Origin of the sequence: Bacillus sp. IBL03825, from assembly GCF_024712505.1 — a bacterium.
Taxonomy (GTDB): Bacteria; Bacillota; Bacilli; order Bacillales; family Bacillaceae_G; genus Bacillus_A; species Bacillus_A wiedmannii.
Window position 1 is genome coordinate 222,352 of the sequence record NZ_JAMXKE010000003.1, and the last position, 15,117, is coordinate 237,468.

10 protein-coding genes and 8 pseudogenes are annotated in these 15,117 nt (G+C 32.8%); 10 read left to right on the forward strand and 8 right to left on the reverse strand.

All coding sequences use genetic code 11. The features are described from left to right. Window positions 1–46 precede the first annotated feature (46 nt). Window positions 47–412: a hypothetical protein gene (locus NHG49_RS30550; protein ID WP_258127156.1), complete on the forward strand. Its 366-nt coding sequence runs from the start codon at window positions 47–49 to the stop codon at window positions 410–412. 504 nt (window positions 413–916) lie between these two features. Here NHG49_RS30550 and NHG49_RS30555 read toward each other — a convergent pair. Both NHG49_RS30555 and NHG49_RS30560 read right to left on the reverse strand, forming a co-directional pair. Continuing rightward, window positions 917–1,086, reverse strand: a pseudogene (locus NHG49_RS30555) (IS4 family transposase); the annotation flags it as partial. A 179-nt stretch (window positions 1,087–1,265) separates the two neighbouring features. Next, entirely contained in the window at window positions 1,266–1,466 is a 201-nt protein-coding gene (locus tag NHG49_RS30560; protein ID WP_258127157.1) for a hypothetical protein, read from the reverse strand. 969 nt (window positions 1,467–2,435) lie between these two features. On the opposite strand from NHG49_RS30560, the gene NHG49_RS30565 reads away from it, so the two are divergent. The 3 genes and pseudogenes from NHG49_RS30565 to NHG49_RS30575 form a co-directional block, all read left to right on the forward strand. Beyond that, window positions 2,436–2,582: a hypothetical protein gene (locus NHG49_RS30565; protein ID WP_258127158.1), complete on the forward strand. Its 147-nt coding sequence runs from the start codon at window positions 2,436–2,438 to the stop codon at window positions 2,580–2,582. Window positions 2,583–3,079: 497 nt separating this feature from the next. After that, a complete protein-coding gene (locus tag NHG49_RS30570) occupies window positions 3,080–3,361 on the forward strand; it encodes a hypothetical protein (RefSeq protein WP_258127159.1) in 282 nt (93 codons plus the stop codon). A 362-nt stretch (window positions 3,362–3,723) separates the two neighbouring features. Next, window positions 3,724–3,831: pseudogene (locus tag NHG49_RS30575) on the forward strand (ArpU family phage packaging/lysis transcriptional regulator); the annotation flags it as partial. Window positions 3,832–3,986: 155 nt separating this feature from the next. Here NHG49_RS30575 and NHG49_RS30580 read toward each other — a convergent pair. Both NHG49_RS30580 and tnpA (NHG49_RS30585) read right to left on the reverse strand, forming a co-directional pair. Then, window positions 3,987–5,066 (reverse strand): RNA-guided endonuclease InsQ/TnpB family protein, encoded by a 1,080-nt coding sequence (locus NHG49_RS30580; protein WP_258127160.1) that lies wholly within the window; start codon window positions 5,064–5,066, stop codon window positions 3,987–3,989. Window positions 5,067–5,071: 5 nt separating this feature from the next. Further along, window positions 5,072–5,473 (reverse strand): IS200/IS605 family transposase, encoded by a 402-nt coding sequence (tnpA, locus tag NHG49_RS30585; protein WP_258127161.1) that lies wholly within the window; start codon window positions 5,471–5,473, stop codon window positions 5,072–5,074. 165 nt (window positions 5,474–5,638) lie between these two features. Between tnpA (NHG49_RS30585) and NHG49_RS30590 the strand changes: the two are divergent. Next, window positions 5,639–6,020 (forward strand): annotated as a pseudogene (locus NHG49_RS30590) (ArpU family phage packaging/lysis transcriptional regulator); the annotation flags it as partial. A 191-nt stretch (window positions 6,021–6,211) separates the two neighbouring features. Next, window positions 6,212–6,490, forward strand: coding sequence for a hypothetical protein (locus NHG49_RS30595; RefSeq protein ID WP_258127162.1), 279 nt, complete (start codon window positions 6,212–6,214; stop codon window positions 6,488–6,490). Between the two features lie 1,142 nt (window positions 6,491–7,632). Here the strand turns inward: NHG49_RS30595 and NHG49_RS30600 are convergent. Both NHG49_RS30600 and tnpB read right to left on the reverse strand, forming a co-directional pair. Then, window positions 7,633–8,160: a helix-turn-helix domain-containing protein gene (locus NHG49_RS30600; protein ID WP_258127163.1), complete on the reverse strand. Its 528-nt coding sequence runs from the start codon at window positions 8,158–8,160 to the stop codon at window positions 7,633–7,635. A 418-nt stretch (window positions 8,161–8,578) separates the two neighbouring features. Continuing rightward, the gene (gene tnpB / locus NHG49_RS30605; RefSeq protein ID WP_258127153.1) at window positions 8,579–9,700 is read right to left on the reverse strand and encodes an IS200/IS605 family element RNA-guided endonuclease TnpB; all 1,122 of its coding nucleotides are present in this window, start codon (window positions 9,698–9,700) and stop codon (window positions 8,579–8,581) included. Between the two features lie 411 nt (window positions 9,701–10,111). Here tnpB and NHG49_RS30610 point away from each other — a divergent pair. From NHG49_RS30610 to NHG49_RS30620, 3 genes and pseudogenes are all read left to right on the forward strand, one after another. Further along, window positions 10,112–10,284, forward strand: a pseudogene (locus NHG49_RS30610) (IS6 family transposase); the annotation flags it as partial. 513 nt (window positions 10,285–10,797) lie between these two features. Then, a complete protein-coding gene (locus NHG49_RS30615) occupies window positions 10,798–11,883 on the forward strand; it encodes a Fic family protein (protein WP_258127164.1) in 1,086 nt (361 codons plus the stop codon). 339 nt (window positions 11,884–12,222) lie between these two features. Further along, a pseudogene (locus NHG49_RS30620) lies at window positions 12,223–12,395 on the forward strand (helix-turn-helix domain-containing protein); the annotation flags it as partial. Between the two features lie 203 nt (window positions 12,396–12,598). Here the strand turns inward: NHG49_RS30620 and NHG49_RS30625 are convergent. Further along, a pseudogene (locus NHG49_RS30625) lies at window positions 12,599–13,702 on the reverse strand (RNA-guided endonuclease TnpB family protein); the annotation flags it as partial. A gap of 10 nt (window positions 13,703–13,712) precedes the next feature. Further along, a pseudogene (tnpA, locus tag NHG49_RS30630) lies at window positions 13,713–14,095 on the reverse strand (IS200/IS605 family transposase). A gap of 146 nt (window positions 14,096–14,241) precedes the next feature. Here tnpA (NHG49_RS30630) and NHG49_RS30635 point away from each other — a divergent pair. Beyond that, window positions 14,242–15,097: pseudogene (locus NHG49_RS30635) on the forward strand (RNA-guided endonuclease TnpB family protein); the annotation flags it as partial. Window positions 15,098–15,117 lie beyond the last annotated feature (20 nt).

Consider the following 15,117-nt stretch of genomic DNA (forward strand, 5'->3'; position numbering starts at 1 on the left):
AATAGCTTGCATAGGATATAGGGAGAACAATGGAAGGGGTGAAAATATGGGATATAAATACAGTAAGTCAGGGAAGAAAAATTCAAATTGTTCATGTGGTAGTAATGAATGTTGGAATCAATATGAAAAATGTATAAATAGTCAAAATGAGGTTTGTGATAGTTGTTGTGTACAAGGTATAAAAGAAGAGTTGTACAATTTAAGAAATCAAACGGTTCGGATTGATACTCAATCACGCAGTTATGTGGGAATTATCATCTCGGTTGATTGTGATGTCGTTAGATTAGAACCAAGTACTAATACGGTCGCTACTATTATTTCTATTTGTAAAATAGAAGCGATTGTTCAAGCAACTACTATTGTTACAACTGAATTCAATTTAAGTGATACTGATATAGCTAATAAGGAATAGGCGAATTTAGTTGTAAAATGGTTGTATGATCTGACTTTTAGAAACCCTCTAATATCTAAAAAAGACACCTTCTCCAGTTGAAGGTGTCCTCATATGTGGTGATTCTCTAAATGATATTTATAGTAAATCAAATATCAACAAGTGATAAAACAGGTTATTGACTTTTGATTTGAATATAGTATATTCAAGATATAAACTCTAAATAATTTCTATAAAAAATCTGTTTCCTTTTGGAGGTGGATTTTTTGTTATATTTGACTTTGGTAAATTATATAAAATCAGCTTTAGTATTTGATTAAATAATTCTGGGCGAGTCAACAACTAACATGATATTAGTTGGGCTTCCGGAAATGGCTATTCTTACTCCATCAATTTTTATTGCTTGGATTATTCAATTGAGTATTAATTTCTTACATTATCTTGTCTGTTTTTTATTGTCAGCTACTATTCCTATTTTATCATCCGCAGAAGTACTAAGAAAAGTTTTTTTATCTAACGTATTCGCAACAGCTTCCATAACCTTTGAATCTTAAATCCCACTGTATGGTTATACCCTCCTGCATCCAGATGAATGAAAAGGGATTGGGGAGTTGAAATGCATTTGAATCTAAAATACGAATACGTTTAAAAACAGAAGTATATGGGGAGGAAATCGGTATAAATGAGACCAATTTTGGTTTAATAGTTTAGCGAATAGTTGTAATTCATCAGATACAGGAATAGACATACAAAAATGCAACATTTTCTATAATTCTACAGAAAGAATAGCGTATTTTTTCATTTTAGGGGAAATTTTGTTGTGTTAGCTTCATAGAAATGGGGTATCTTCATTTAACATCTATATATAAATCTATCAACTTAGCATATATATGTTTTTCATTTCCGTTTTCAATGTCTCTGGCACATTTAAATATTCGATAACTGTATTTGCCCTCGCCATATAATGCGATGCGTTCCCCATATAAACTAATGACTGAAATACACGTTCGTTTTCTCTACCAATATTTTTGAAATTATTGCGTAATGGCTGATGTGCTAAAATGTCTTCTTTCATATCCATTCCCCTTTTCCATAAGATAACTATTTTGTTCACATTCTTTCGATACATGCATATACTAAGGTATACGATATGCGATAACATTCGCGTGGCTCTTTTGTGGGGCTTTTTTTATTTTCATTGTCATTCCTACTACACCTTTCCATATTTGATTGTACAGCCACTTCTTTTCAGACATGAGCTCGTTCGTTTTATTCCTTAAAAACCTTCAAGATGCTTCGTGCAATATTCACTCCGTTCAAAGAACACTGTTAGAAGGTGCTCTTTTTATTATGATAATAATGTAAATGCAAGTAGAAATCTGGTTGTTGTTGCGAATTTTGCTGGTTCAAATAATGACCGATATGTTAATTTGACGATTTTTAGTTTTAGGGATGGAGCTAGAACTTGGAATGATGAAGCTTTATCAGCAATTGTGAAAACTAATTAAGAGTAGAAAAAAAGCCACAATTATGTAGCTTTTTTCGCTTCTTTCTTCTTGTCTCTTTGTTGTTTTACTTAATCAATGTTAGCATTTAATGTTTCTATAATATTGATGATATTTGTAGTAGGATGTATCGTTTCATTCTTTTCTTATTGTACGATTTTTTTCTATAAAGTCAGGAAGAGCTTCTTTATATTCATCCATATATTCTTCGGATTTAATAAAAGAAACAGGATATTTATAAAAATACTAAATATTGAATAATAAAACGTTTTGATAATATCATATAACAGAACCGTAGACATGTGAAAAGTTGTTTTGCAAAAATCTCAGTATTTCAAAACCTTGGTCATGCTTCGCGTATAATGAATTACAACAATTACTAAATATTGCTTGAAAGAATTACTACGGGATTGTGGTAAGGAGGAGAAAGAAAGACTGTTGCTTTATTAGACTCGTTACTGGAAGACGGATTTGATACGGAATGTGATGGTGAGGTCTGCCAGGTTGTAGAAGTAAAGCTCAGTGAAAAGGTTAAAAGTGTGCTGAATCATTTTCGGAAAGTTGATTCGTGGATAGAGGTAAATAAATTTGTGAATGACGATGATGTAGAAGTTATAGATTTATGTCACGTCGCTTGGTATTATGCAGAGTGTTTTGTAGGAGATAAATTTATCGTCAAAAAATGACACAAAATCCTTATTAAAATAAATATATATGTGAAGTTAAAAGAGCACATGTATCAATGTGCTCTAAGAAGGGAATCTTAGGGGTTTCCAATTGTATTATATATAATATATGCTTTTCATTTTTAAGTGTGAATGAAATAAAACAAAAAAATTATTTTGCAGAAAATATTCAGAGTAAAACGAGCACTTGTGCGAGAGTGCTCGTTTATGAAACCTTAGGCCATTTGTCAATGCTTGTGTGTGGGTCATGAACAAGTAAGGGTTCAAGGTAGTATATGTATATTGGATAAAATGGTGATTACAACCAAAGAAGAGTAGCTAGCAAAAGCTAGCCGCTCTTCTCCAAGTTGAGGAAGGAAAAAAAAACGCTACAATTTGTCTGATGATAGGTATTTAAATATTTTTTTGTAATTTAATAGCGAAAAATATTATATCAAAATTGGTAGGACATACTATTTTATTGTCGAATTAGTACGTAAACAAAAAGGAGGGCGTATATGTTATATCATTTAATAAAATTAGGTGAAGCACTAGAGTCAGAGGTAAAGAACTGTAAAGGAAGATTATACTTTGATTCAGTTAATTTTGGGGTTTGGGTGTCCAAAAGCATTTTGTATATAGAAAAATATCATAAAGATACTTTTATAGTAAATCAAATGAAGCAAAACTATAAAGAAATAGAGTATACAAATAACTATACATTTTACAAGCTAATGTTAGGTACATTGAAAGTAATACAAGAGCAGGAGGATGAAAAAATACATGTAGTTAAATCATAATTTATTATAAATTTTTAATGAGGATCAAAGAATTGTAAAAGTTGAATTAGAAGTATATTTTGGTAAAACCTTAATACATAGTAGAAGTTGATTATGCAATCATTATTTTTTAAAAGTATAATTAATTTAAGGGGGAGTAATGGGATTATTGTGCATGGTTTGAGGAGAGAAAGAGAATATAGTTCGGCTAGAAAGCTAGAGGACACCGATTCTGAAAACAGTAATAACTGCCGCTTTCAGAATCGGTGTTCTTTTTTCTTTGAAAAGGGAGCTAGGAAGAAGGTATTTTGGGATTAATTCCATGAACGTAGAAGAGGATCTGCAAGGTAAAGGTAATTAATAAATAAAGGGAGTGTTCTTATATGACTAAACAATTATCTTTCTTACCAAAAATTGATAGAGCAGCAACAAAAGGAAAGTTAGAAGGTGTTCTTGAAAGTATACGCATATATAAACAGTTTAGAATGATTCTTGCGACTTCCACCACTGAAGTCGCAAGCCTTAATCCTTACGGATTAACGGGTGGGATTCTTGAATGACTAAGCGTTCGCAGTCCATTTCTGTTTTGAACAGCTTCAAGATGAGGGCATCTCATTGCCCCTCCTAAACCAGACCATATAGGTGCTTAGGCTGATTGACTGTTACCATCAATCACAGTTGCGTAGCGAATATTCATCGCCCCAACGATATCACGATGTTTCTCAAACCCACATTTACAATTGTATTTTCTGTCTTGTACCTTGTTCTTTTCAGAACATTTTGGACAGCTTTGACTTGTATAAGCAGGATTCACATATTCAATCTTAATACCAACTAATGTTGCTTTGTACTCGATGAATTGTGCTAAACGATAAAATGACCAAGTATGTAGATTTTTTTCGTTTTTACGGCTTGTTCTTGCCGTCTGTCTAATATTCGTTAGTTGTTCCAATCGAATGACAGAAATATTATCATATATTGCAAAATCAATAATTTTACGACTTACTGTGTGATCTTCGTTTTTCATCCATCTTTGTTCTTTATCCTTATATTGGCGAATAGCATTCAATTGCTTACCTTCTCCTAACTGCTTGCGGACACTACGAAACTTACGTTTCATATATTTATTTCGTCTTCCGTTTCCGAAGAAACGAACCTTGTCACCGTCTGTTACTGCACCAACGGGAACTTTTAGCCCTAAATCGACACCCATTATCTTTGTTCCTGTCTTTTTGATTGTAGGAATTGTAACAGATATTTGATTTATCCATTTGTGAGATTTTTTGGTGATGCGGAGTGTACCTAACTTGTGTTTTAACAAATTATAGTTACGATTATTCTTATCTACTAATAAAGCACGTATTTTCAGACGAGTTGATTTTCCATTCACCATAAATGGAAGCGAGATGTATGTGAAGTTAAATGAATAATTTTGGTTATTCCATACGCAAACGGTTTTCTTTAAAATCGGAACGATTTTGTATTTACTTTTTTTCACCTTTGTAGAAAACACACTTTTCGCATCTTTAATCGCTTGATTCTTCACCGCACTTGGTAGGTTAGCGAGAACATCTTTTGTACTTTTCTTCGTGCTTTTCTTTAAGTCAACCATTTCAGATACAAGCTCATTCATGACTCTGATATATTCATGGCTACTTTGTTCCAATAAACAGATTTGTTCTTTTGTTGGAAGCAATTTAACTTGAACTGTTATGGTTTGCGACATACGTTTCACCCCCTTGTTTTTTGATTTTCAACATAATGTTTTATTGTCTCACTTGATACATTTCCAGCAGTAGAAACAAAATAGGAACGTGTCCATAAACTTGGCAAGTGCATAAGGTGAGGAAATTCTTCCCTCAAATGTTTTGATGTCATCCCTTTAATTTTTGCCATTGTATCGGTGGGACTAAGTGTTGGCATTGTATTTAAAAACAAGTGAACGTGGTCTGTATCACATTCCATTGCGATAATAACAATATCCAATCCGTTACATATTTCTTGAACCAACATTTTGAAACGTTCTTCTACTTTTGTGTTTAGAAAAATCTTTCTTCTGTATCGTGGGCAAAACACAAAATGATAGTTAATGAATGATACGGTTGTTTTAGTTCTTCTATAATCATTTATCATGGTTATGTTGTATCAGTTTGTTTATCTAACTACAACAAAAAAGGATGAAAAATAAAAGATACAAACACTTTGGATACTTAAAGTACCACAAACCTTTCGATTTTTAATGGTACGCCGTATCCAACCTCACTATCATCCCATGCCTAAAGACGATAGGCTTTCTCGTTCGGAAATGGCTGTAAGAAAATGAAAGTCATTTCTTATTATGAAATGAGAGAACATGGCCCTACACATGCAGTTGGAAAAACTTTAGAAGATGTTGCATTAGTAAATGTGAAACAAGGTAAACGAGAACAGTGGTTAGAGAATATGTCATTTCGAATTGACCAAGCTTTAAGTCGGTTCGGAAACAGTATAGCCGGAAAAAATCAGAGGGATATTATAGTGAAACGATATTTAGAGGATGAAGATGTATGTGACTATATGGTTTATAGCGAAATTGACATGAATGAGCGTACATATCGATGAGTTTAGGGCATTCTATAAGCTTGCTTTTGTTCTCAGACCAGAAATTTATGCATCCATCAAGATGCTTCCCTGTTATTAATAAGCAAACCGTACAATCATAAGTGTGATAAAAACAAAAATAAATAACAGAAAGTGTACAAGTTTCATGAAGCACCCCTTTTAGAAGTAGTATGTGTTAAAAGTGCAAATAATCTAATACAAATAGTGAAAATAAGTATACAGCAATATATTATGAGTCATTTATTTTATGAAGTAAAGGTGGTAATCAGGATGAGTAGTTATTCTAAAATTATTTTATCTAATGGGAATGAATATATTGTGCCTATCAAGCCTAGTGTTTTGATTGAGGGGGAACTTATAAATAAGGATGGGGAAATTTACAATAGGTTTATTCTTGTTCCACAAATAGATTTAGAAACGGGGAATAAGATGCATGTTACTTTAAACCCCCAGCACATAGTAACAATTGAAGAAGTTAGTATAAAAATACAACCCAATGTCCCTTCCGTATTTAGAGTTGAAACAAATAATGAAAGATTAAAGTTTTAGATGAAGGAATCCTCACGCAAATTATAAAGGATGGTAGTATGATAGCTATCAATATGCTTTCTGGAACAATTACAATTGATAATGAGAAATATTATTTTTCTTGAGCATGATACTTAATATTCTTTTGTGTTTGCTCCAGATTCTACTTTTGGCTCATTTTGATCAATTTTAATACGAATATCCTCTAACATGTCGTTTACTTCTCTAGTTGCATCAATTTTTAATGATTCGAGTGAGAGCAAGAGTACGTCGGGATTGTCTCCTAAATAAGTAGTCCTGTGGGACAATAAAGGATATATAATATGAGAAAGATTTTCCCTGGTAAAGCATACTGAAGGATATTCTTCTTTTAAGCTTATAGATATATATAAAATCCCATCAATTTAAGAATTTCCACTAGCCTCCAGCACCAAAAAAGCGCTATTCTTTCTATATGTTAGATTAGAAAGAATAGCGCTTTTTTGAATTTTTCGATTCAAGATGAATTACAATTACTTTCTGAAGATTTCTTCCGTAAATTAATCTAATTCTTTTGGAAGTACTCAAAAAGAATTAGGTTTTGTAAAAAAGACAACGAAAGCTTAGTAGTATTTCGTTTATCCTTAGGGGGAAATGATTCTTTTGTAACCGCTGATTGTAAAATGAGTGTTTTAACATATTCTGGATGTTTAACAGGAAATTAGATTCTACTAGAATCTCTTGCAGAAATAGCTAGAATGTGAACTTTTTCAATGCTTAATTAGTTTAATTTTTTACAGAATATTCATACGACTTCGCCAGACTCCCCCAACCTCTTTTGATATTTTCCTTTAAAATAGCCCATCTGTGATTTTCTTCGCTCTATCTTGCTAGAGTGCGGCTCATTTTTTAAAAATTCGCAACATACCTCATTTAGTTAATATTATTTATCTTTCTTGGAGATTTTATAGTTCAATTATATATAAGTCCTCTTTAAAAAATCGACATATCTGCACATTGAATACCACTTCTTGCATCAATCGTACCGAATAAAGACGTCGAAATACGCGTTCCTAACACTGCAATTTTCTTTTGTTTCCCTTTTGCAAACCATGTAGCATGAACGGTTTGACTATCTCTAAAGTGACATGCATCTTGATATAAGAGTACGGTATTTTCATCAATTAAGTTTTTTTTATCATATCTAATTGTTTTTGAAATTGTATTTGCTTTTCTTTATTCGCTTGTTTCAATACGTAAGTAGCATTTGTATAGGAAAAATTCATCCGATGTAACATTTTTCGGATGCCTTCACGCGACATACAAATAGCAAATTTCTCTTTGATGACGTATTGGATATTGCGTGTATTCCAGAAAGCTTCTTGACCGAATTGCAACTCCGCTGGAGTTGTATTTAAAATAAGTTGTTTCAATTCTCCCTGTTGTTGCTTAGTTAAATGCGGCTTTTTACCTGGGATTTTTTTACGAGTGAGTAATCCTTCCAGTGCATGTTCTTTGAATTTTTTCACATAACTAGAAACGCTTTGACGATGCATACCAAGTATGGCCGCTACGTCCGCCATTGTATATCCTTCCATTACCATTCGAACAGCTGTAATACGTCGTTGACGAGAAGTTTGTTTTTCTTTTTTCTCTAATTTTCGTAAATCTGATATTGTGAAAGGTTGTGATTTTTGTATTTTATGTGGCATAGCGTATCTTTCTCCCCTTATGCTTTTTACAAACATTATCGGGTATCCTGAAACGATTTATACATGATGATATTTTATAGTGGACTTATATATACTAAGCTATTTTTGTTAACCTAAGAGTTACATTAGTTGGATTTAATCCATTATATAAGCTGGTATAAGAGTCTTTAAACTTGTAAGTAATGTAATCAATTGGGAAAGTTGTTGTTGTGTAATCGGAATTGTTTGACAGCAACTATTGCAACTGTTCGACCCAGATGACGGTGAAAACGGATAAAATCGCTGATTACAAGGATCTTTACAATCCATATATAAAATCTCTCCTTATAGAAAATAGTTTCTCTTGAACTACCCCCACTTTCACTTCGTGTAGAAGAGGGGGATTCCTAAGTAAAGAGTTCTATCGAACTCTAATTTATTAGGCTATCTCCACAGTCCCTGCGGTTAGAAGCCTTATCGCTTCATTCTTTAGATTGATACTTGCGTTAATATCCCTATCATGATGTGTACGACAAGAAGGGCAGTCCCATTCACGTAGGTTTAGATTTTTAACGTCTTTGTTTTGATATCCACAACAAGAACATAATTGGCTGGAAGCAAATGTTTTCGATACGACAATGACTTGTTTGCCGTACCATTTTGCTTTATATTCCAACATAGTTCGAAACTGTGACCATGATACCTCACTAATTGCTTTTGCTAACTTATGATTCTTTAGCATATTCGATACTTGTAAATTCTCTATACCAATAACATCGTGGTTTTTGATGATTTCAGTTGAGACTTTGTCCAAGTAATCTTTTCTAGCATTCGTCATGTATTCATGAATTCTAGCTACTTTTACTCGTTGTTTATTCCAGCGAGAAGATCCTTTCGTTCTTCTAGAAAGAACACGCTGTACTTTCGCCAACTTCTCTTCTAATGATCGAAAAAACTTCGGATTTTTATAGATTGTTCCATCTGACAAAATGGCGAAATCTTTTAGTCCCACATCCATTCCAATATAAGATCGTGTTTTTGGAAGTTCTTGCACTTCTGTTTCAACTAACAATGACACAAAGTATCTACCAGAATGGTTCCGTCTAACTGTAGCATTTAAAATACGTCCCTTTACTTCACGACTTTTGGCAAATCGAACAAGACCTAGTTTTGGCAATTTCATTTTGTTTCCTACAACGGCAATGTTTTCATTTGTTTGTTTTGTGGTATAAGATTGTACGTTGTTCTTCTTAGATTTGAAACGCGGGGCACTGTTTTGTTTTTTGAAAAAGCGTGTATAAGCATCCGCAAGGTTGCGAACAGAAGACTGAATCGCAATACTATCCACTTCTTTTAGCCAAACAAACTCTTTCTTCATGGCAGGAAGTTTGGCAGAGCATGTACCATATGTCAAACCTTTCCCTGTCTCTTTGTATGCGTTATCCCATAGAGATAGGAAATGATTGAATACAAAACGAGAACAGCCAATCGTTTTATTGATTAGGGTTGCCTGTGCTCTATTTGGATAGATACGAAATTTATATGCTTTATTGATTATCATTCGCTTCACCTCCATTTCGATATACATCCATTATACAACAAACATACATTCGATAGGTAGTGAATGAAGTAACACTTTATGTATGTCGAACAATTAAGATGGCATCCTGCCATCCCTTGTCCGAAGCCAATTCATCTCCCACCTACTCACTTCGCGTTCCTTGAGGAAGGAGTCTTCTTGGCTAAAATGATAAAAAAATAAAGGTATAGTATAGAAAATGCTTCGAATAAAAATGCTACTGGTTTAATCAAAGTGATTTTATTACACCTCCAAAATAAAATTATATTTCACCTTTATTTATTCATGAATTTATACTACTTTACTATTCTACAAAATAGTCTTAAGTTTGCTTGTAAAAAATGCCTATTATCATAATTAAAATATTTTAAAGGAAAGCAATTTAAACAGGATATTATTTTGGTAGCCGTTTTTCTTTAAGCTATCGTGATGTCTCTGAAATTTTGAATGAACGTGGTGTTTCAGTCCATCCAACAACGATTATGCGCTGGGTTCATGAATATGGCCACCTGATCTATCAAATTTGGAAGAAGAAAAATAAAAGAGTACACTTATCTTGGAACATAGGCATGTATAACGCTGCTTTTCCAAATTTGCAGGATTTCAAAGTCTTCGCCATGCTTCGCGTACCTTGAAAGGAATCGAAACGATGCATACTATATATAAACAAAAACGTACAATGAATTACAGCAATTACTTACAATTGCATAAGATTTAACTGTACTTACCCTAACTTTCTATCTGTTAAAAAAACTTTGCAATAGAACCCTTCTTAGTGCTAGTTCGAAAACATTCAAATAGGTGGTGGGCTTGTGTATTTTTTGTTTTTTCGGAATTTTCATATCTAATCTCTAGTTGCTGTTATTACCTAATTTTTTGAGTATAGTTTCAAATTATTTCAAAAAGGAATAGCATCCACTTTTAAATCAAATCCTACCTTTTATTACCTAATCTAACAAAAGACATAAAATATTTTAAAATAATATTCCTGTAATGTCATTCTGATAGAATTTACTTTATAATCGATGATGAAATAACTTACCACAAATATAAAGGATTTAATTCATAGGGGGATTAGGATGCAAATATATTTTAATGATAATTTCAAAAGTTTGTTACTAAGTTTGGATTTAGTAAAGTCAATTGGTCAAATTAATGAGTATAAGGGGAAAATTGATGTTTATCATAAAACGTATCCAGGGATTTTTAAAGAATTACAAAAATCCACTAAAATAAAGTATATAGAAACTCAGATTAAAACACATCCAAAAACTAAAATAGTAAATAAAAGAATACAGCAATTGATAAGATCTGAAGTCTTTCCTAAGACAAAAATTGAAGATGAGATATTTTGTTATAATGAAGTACTTTCCCTCATTCATGATAACCATAAAAAACTAAAGTTAAGTTCAGAATTTATTTCAGAACTGCATTTTCAACTTTTTAAATATCATTCTTCAGATAGTGGTAGGTGGAGACAAAAAGATCTAATAATACCTAACTCTCCTATGATTACTTTTTTTCTTCATGCATACAAATTTAAACCTCATGTAGAGATTCAGAGTTCTATAAATCAATTATGCAATGAATATAATGTTTGGGATAAAGATAATCACTTAGAACCTATTACATCAATTTGCAATTTCATTTTGACCCTTGCATATATTATTCCATTTGATTTTGGAAATATTAAATTAGCTCGCTTATTATTTCACTTATTTCTTTTACAAAAAGGCCATATATTTATAAAATATATTTGTCTTGACAATTTTATACAAAAATATGAACGTGAATATTTAAATGCCTTTTATAAATCTTCCGCTAATTTATATGATAAAGAACATAATATTACCTTTTGGTTAGAAGTTTTAGTGAAAATTATTTTAGAAGCTTATGAAGAATTAGTTAATTATATTGAAATATCCTGTTCGAAAAATTGTAAAATCCAAAGAATTAGGGATTTTATTAACCGTCACGAAGGAGCTTTTACGAAAGAAATAATCAGACAAAAAAATCCCGATATTGGAGAAAGTACTATTAATAGGGCTCTTAAATCTTTACAGAATCAAGGGAATATTCAGCTGGTATGTAGGGGAAGAACAGCTCAATGGATGAAAATCCCGGCTAATCATATTGCACTTAAAAGGACAGACGCTGAACTATAAGAAAATTAGCGCTGTGTGTAGAATAATCTTTTGAGCACCAACGACATAGGTATGTCTCCTTCGACCCTGAGGATAAATTCCCTGGATATATGCCCAACCTCTAATCGAGGTTGGGTTGGGGGATTCTTGTATTGTTGTCAAAACAATATCCTTTTTTTCGATTAACATAGAGGACACAAAGATATAGAAGAGCGATAGTGTCCTTTGTTATTGGTAACATGCCTTTTTTTCTGTTTCCTGAAGGGGGAAACACCAATTTTAGGTGGTAGTTGATGTTGGTAGGCGTAAGCCTACTTTTTTATACTATTAAGAAGAATACTAGAAAATAAGGTGTAATCCATGTTAATCAATAAGGCATATAAATTTCGCATCTACCCAAATCAAGAACACCAAGTTTTGCTTGCGAAAATGCTTGGTTGCAGTCGTTTTGTATGTAATCGCTTTCTTGTGATATTTACAAAGAAACAGGGAAAGGATTAACATATCATTATTGCTCTGCTAAGTTCGCTAAATTTTAAAAATAGAATAATACAATATATTTAAAAGAAGTAGATAGTATTGTCTTTCAATCTACAGTGAACTACCCCCCACTTAACGTCCTAACGGACTGTTTGAAGTGGGGGCTTCTCGGTTAGTTGTTACTTTTTATAGCTAACGAATTAGTCTTAAGACAGCCGAGTTAAGTCCCTTGTTCTAAAGGTTATTTTATTGCTATTTACGCTAGCGCTAATTGGAGTATTGCTTCATTTTTGATATTGATAGCTGCTTTATAATCTCTATCGAGATTTACACCGCATACACAAGAATATACTCGTTCAGACAATGACATACTTTTTACATTTCCACAACCGTTACATGTTTTTGTGGAGGGAAACCATTTGTCTATTTTCACAAGTTGTTTTCCTTGTTCGTGTAGTTTATAAGCTAAGAAAGAAGTGAACATACCCCAACCATTATCAGCGACACTTTTTCCAAAATGAAGTGATTGCGACATTCCTTTCATGCTTAGATCCTCAATAGCTACAACATCAAAATGAGTAGCTAACTTTTTAGACTCATGATGAAGGGAATTCTTACGTTGGTTAACTACTTTCTCCTGTAATTTCGCTACACGAATACGTTGTTTGTTCCAACGTTCTGAACTTTTAGCACGTCTTGATAATATTCGTTGTGCCTTTGCTAATCGGTCTAACATGTTACGGTAGAACTGAGGATAATTGGCTTTCTCATCCTCAGTTCTATCGTATAATCCCTCCATTGCAAAGTCTAATCCAACAACTGTTTCTACTTCTTTTTGTACAATTTCTTTTTCGTATGCAGTCAAGATGGACACATAGTATTTACCAGTAGGTGCCATAGAAATCGTACATGACTTAATCATATGGTCTTGTGGTATTTTTCTATGCTGTTTGATACGTACCATTTTCAGTTTTGGCAATTTGATATGACCATTAAGCAACATAATATTTCCATTTACTAGATTCGTTGCATAAGACTTTCTGTCTTTTTTGTTTTTGAATGTTGGGAAGTCATTTTGACCTCTAAAGAAATTATTATAGGCAGTTTGTAAGTTTAGTAGCGCATTTGCCAAAGCTAATGAATCAACTTCTTTTAACCACTCAAATTCTGCTTTGTATTTCGCAGGAGTTGGAGGCTTTTGTTTATTTAATTGTTCCTTATCATCTTTGTATTTTTCGTACGCTTCTTTACGTTCTGCTAACATTCTGTTATACACGAAACGTACACAACCAAAGGTTTTACGCATAAGGGATGCTTGCTCTTCTGTTGGATACAAACGAAATTTATATGCTTTGTCATATCATTTCACCTCATTTTTCACCTTGATTTTCAATATACTTCTTTACCACGTCTATGGGTGAACCACCAGTAGTTAGTAAAAACTTCTTGACAAAAACAGTTCTTTCCAAAGTTTCTTTTTTACTTGTGAAAAATCCCTTTTAATGAGTCGAGAACTTGCATCTTATAAGCATTGACGAATTTTGTCATTTCTGTATTCGGATATGCTTTAAACAACATATGAACATGGTCTACATTATGATTCCACTCATCTAATGTGATGTTATAGTTTTCAGAAAATCGCACGAACATGTCTTTTGCATAGTCTGACCTATCATTAACAAACACATTTTTTCTGTATTTTACGACCATAATACAACAAGAACACTGAATGATTATTACTGTCTAATTTCATTTGTATAACACCCTTTATACATTATAAAACTAATTATATTATGGAGAAAATAATAAGAACAGTTAAGTGCTTTTTGGTTACACCAAACCGAAATTCATCTTCCACCTATCACTGGGCTAAGCCCTTCACACGCTTGAGGAAGGAGGATCCTTTCGAGGAATTCGTTAAAAAATCGAGCAGATGCTTTTTTCGCTTTTTTAAGAAATAGATCGATTTTCCACAATCCAATTCTAAACGGAATAAAATCCAACCTTACACAACAAAACAAACAAATGACAATATTGCTGTAATAGACAATAGAATTAAACTACCTAAATTCGGATTTGTGAAGTTTACAAAGAGCCATGAGATAACAGGGCTTATTTTGAATGCTACTATTAGACAGGATTCAAGTAGTAAATACTTTGTACCTTTGTTAGTTGAGACAGACGTACATGATTTACCGAAAACAGGCTCTTTTGTTGGGGTGGATGTGATATGAAAGGATTTTTCTATTCTTTCAAATGGAACTATACACAAAAAAAGTTAGCAGAAGCACAACGCATTCTTTTCAGAAGAACGAGAGGTTCTTTGAACTGGAATAAACAACGTATAAAGTAGCACGAATCCAGGAACATATTACTAATGCAAGAAAAAATTACTTGGATAAAATCTCAACCAAAATCATCAAAAACCACGATTTAATTGGTATTGAGGATCTATAAGTAAGCAATATGCTAAAAAACGGTAAACTTGCCAAAGCAATTAGTGAAGTATCTTGGCCACAATTCCGAAATATGTTGGAGTACAAGGCAAGATAGTATAGGAAGCAAGTTGTGGTTACCAAAATAAAAATGTTAAAAATCTAATTCTTCGTAAGTGGGATTGTCCGTCTTGTGGCACACATCACGATAGAGACGTTATGCAGGACTTAATCTTAGAAACGAAGTTATTCGTCTCTTAATCGTAGGAAATTCCCACTTCAAAGAGTTCGTGAGGGCGTTAAGTGGTGAGCAGGGATGAATTAGATGCATTAATAGCAT

What these genes read in the sequence shown, in the direction of transcription:
- NHG49_RS30550 (WP_258127156.1), top strand. Translation starts at nt 47, where the DNA reads ATGGGATATAAATACAGTAAGTCAGGGAAGAAAAATTCAAATTGTTCA.
- NHG49_RS30560 (WP_258127157.1), bottom strand. Translation starts at nt 1,466, where the DNA reads ATGAAAGAAGACATTTTAGCACATCAGCCATTACGCAATAATTTCAAA.
- NHG49_RS30570 (WP_258127159.1), top strand. Translation starts at nt 3,080, where the DNA reads ATGTTATATCATTTAATAAAATTAGGTGAAGCACTAGAGTCAGAGGTA.
- NHG49_RS30580 (WP_258127160.1), bottom strand. Translation starts at nt 5,066, where the DNA reads ATGTCGCAAACCATAACAGTTCAAGTTAAATTGCTTCCAACAAAAGAA.
- tnpA (WP_258127161.1), bottom strand. Translation starts at nt 5,473, where the DNA reads ATGATAAATGATTATAGAAGAACTAAAACAACCGTATCATTCATTAAC.
- NHG49_RS30595 (WP_258127162.1), top strand. Translation starts at nt 6,212, where the DNA reads ATGAGTAGTTATTCTAAAATTATTTTATCTAATGGGAATGAATATATT.
- NHG49_RS30600 (WP_258127163.1), bottom strand. Translation starts at nt 8,160, where the DNA reads ATGCCACATAAAATACAAAAATCACAACCTTTCACAATATCAGATTTA.
- tnpB (WP_258127153.1), bottom strand. Translation starts at nt 9,700, where the DNA reads ATGATAATCAATAAAGCATATAAATTTCGTATCTATCCAAATAGAGCA.
- NHG49_RS30615 (WP_258127164.1), top strand. Translation starts at nt 10,798, where the DNA reads ATGCAAATATATTTTAATGATAATTTCAAAAGTTTGTTACTAAGTTTG.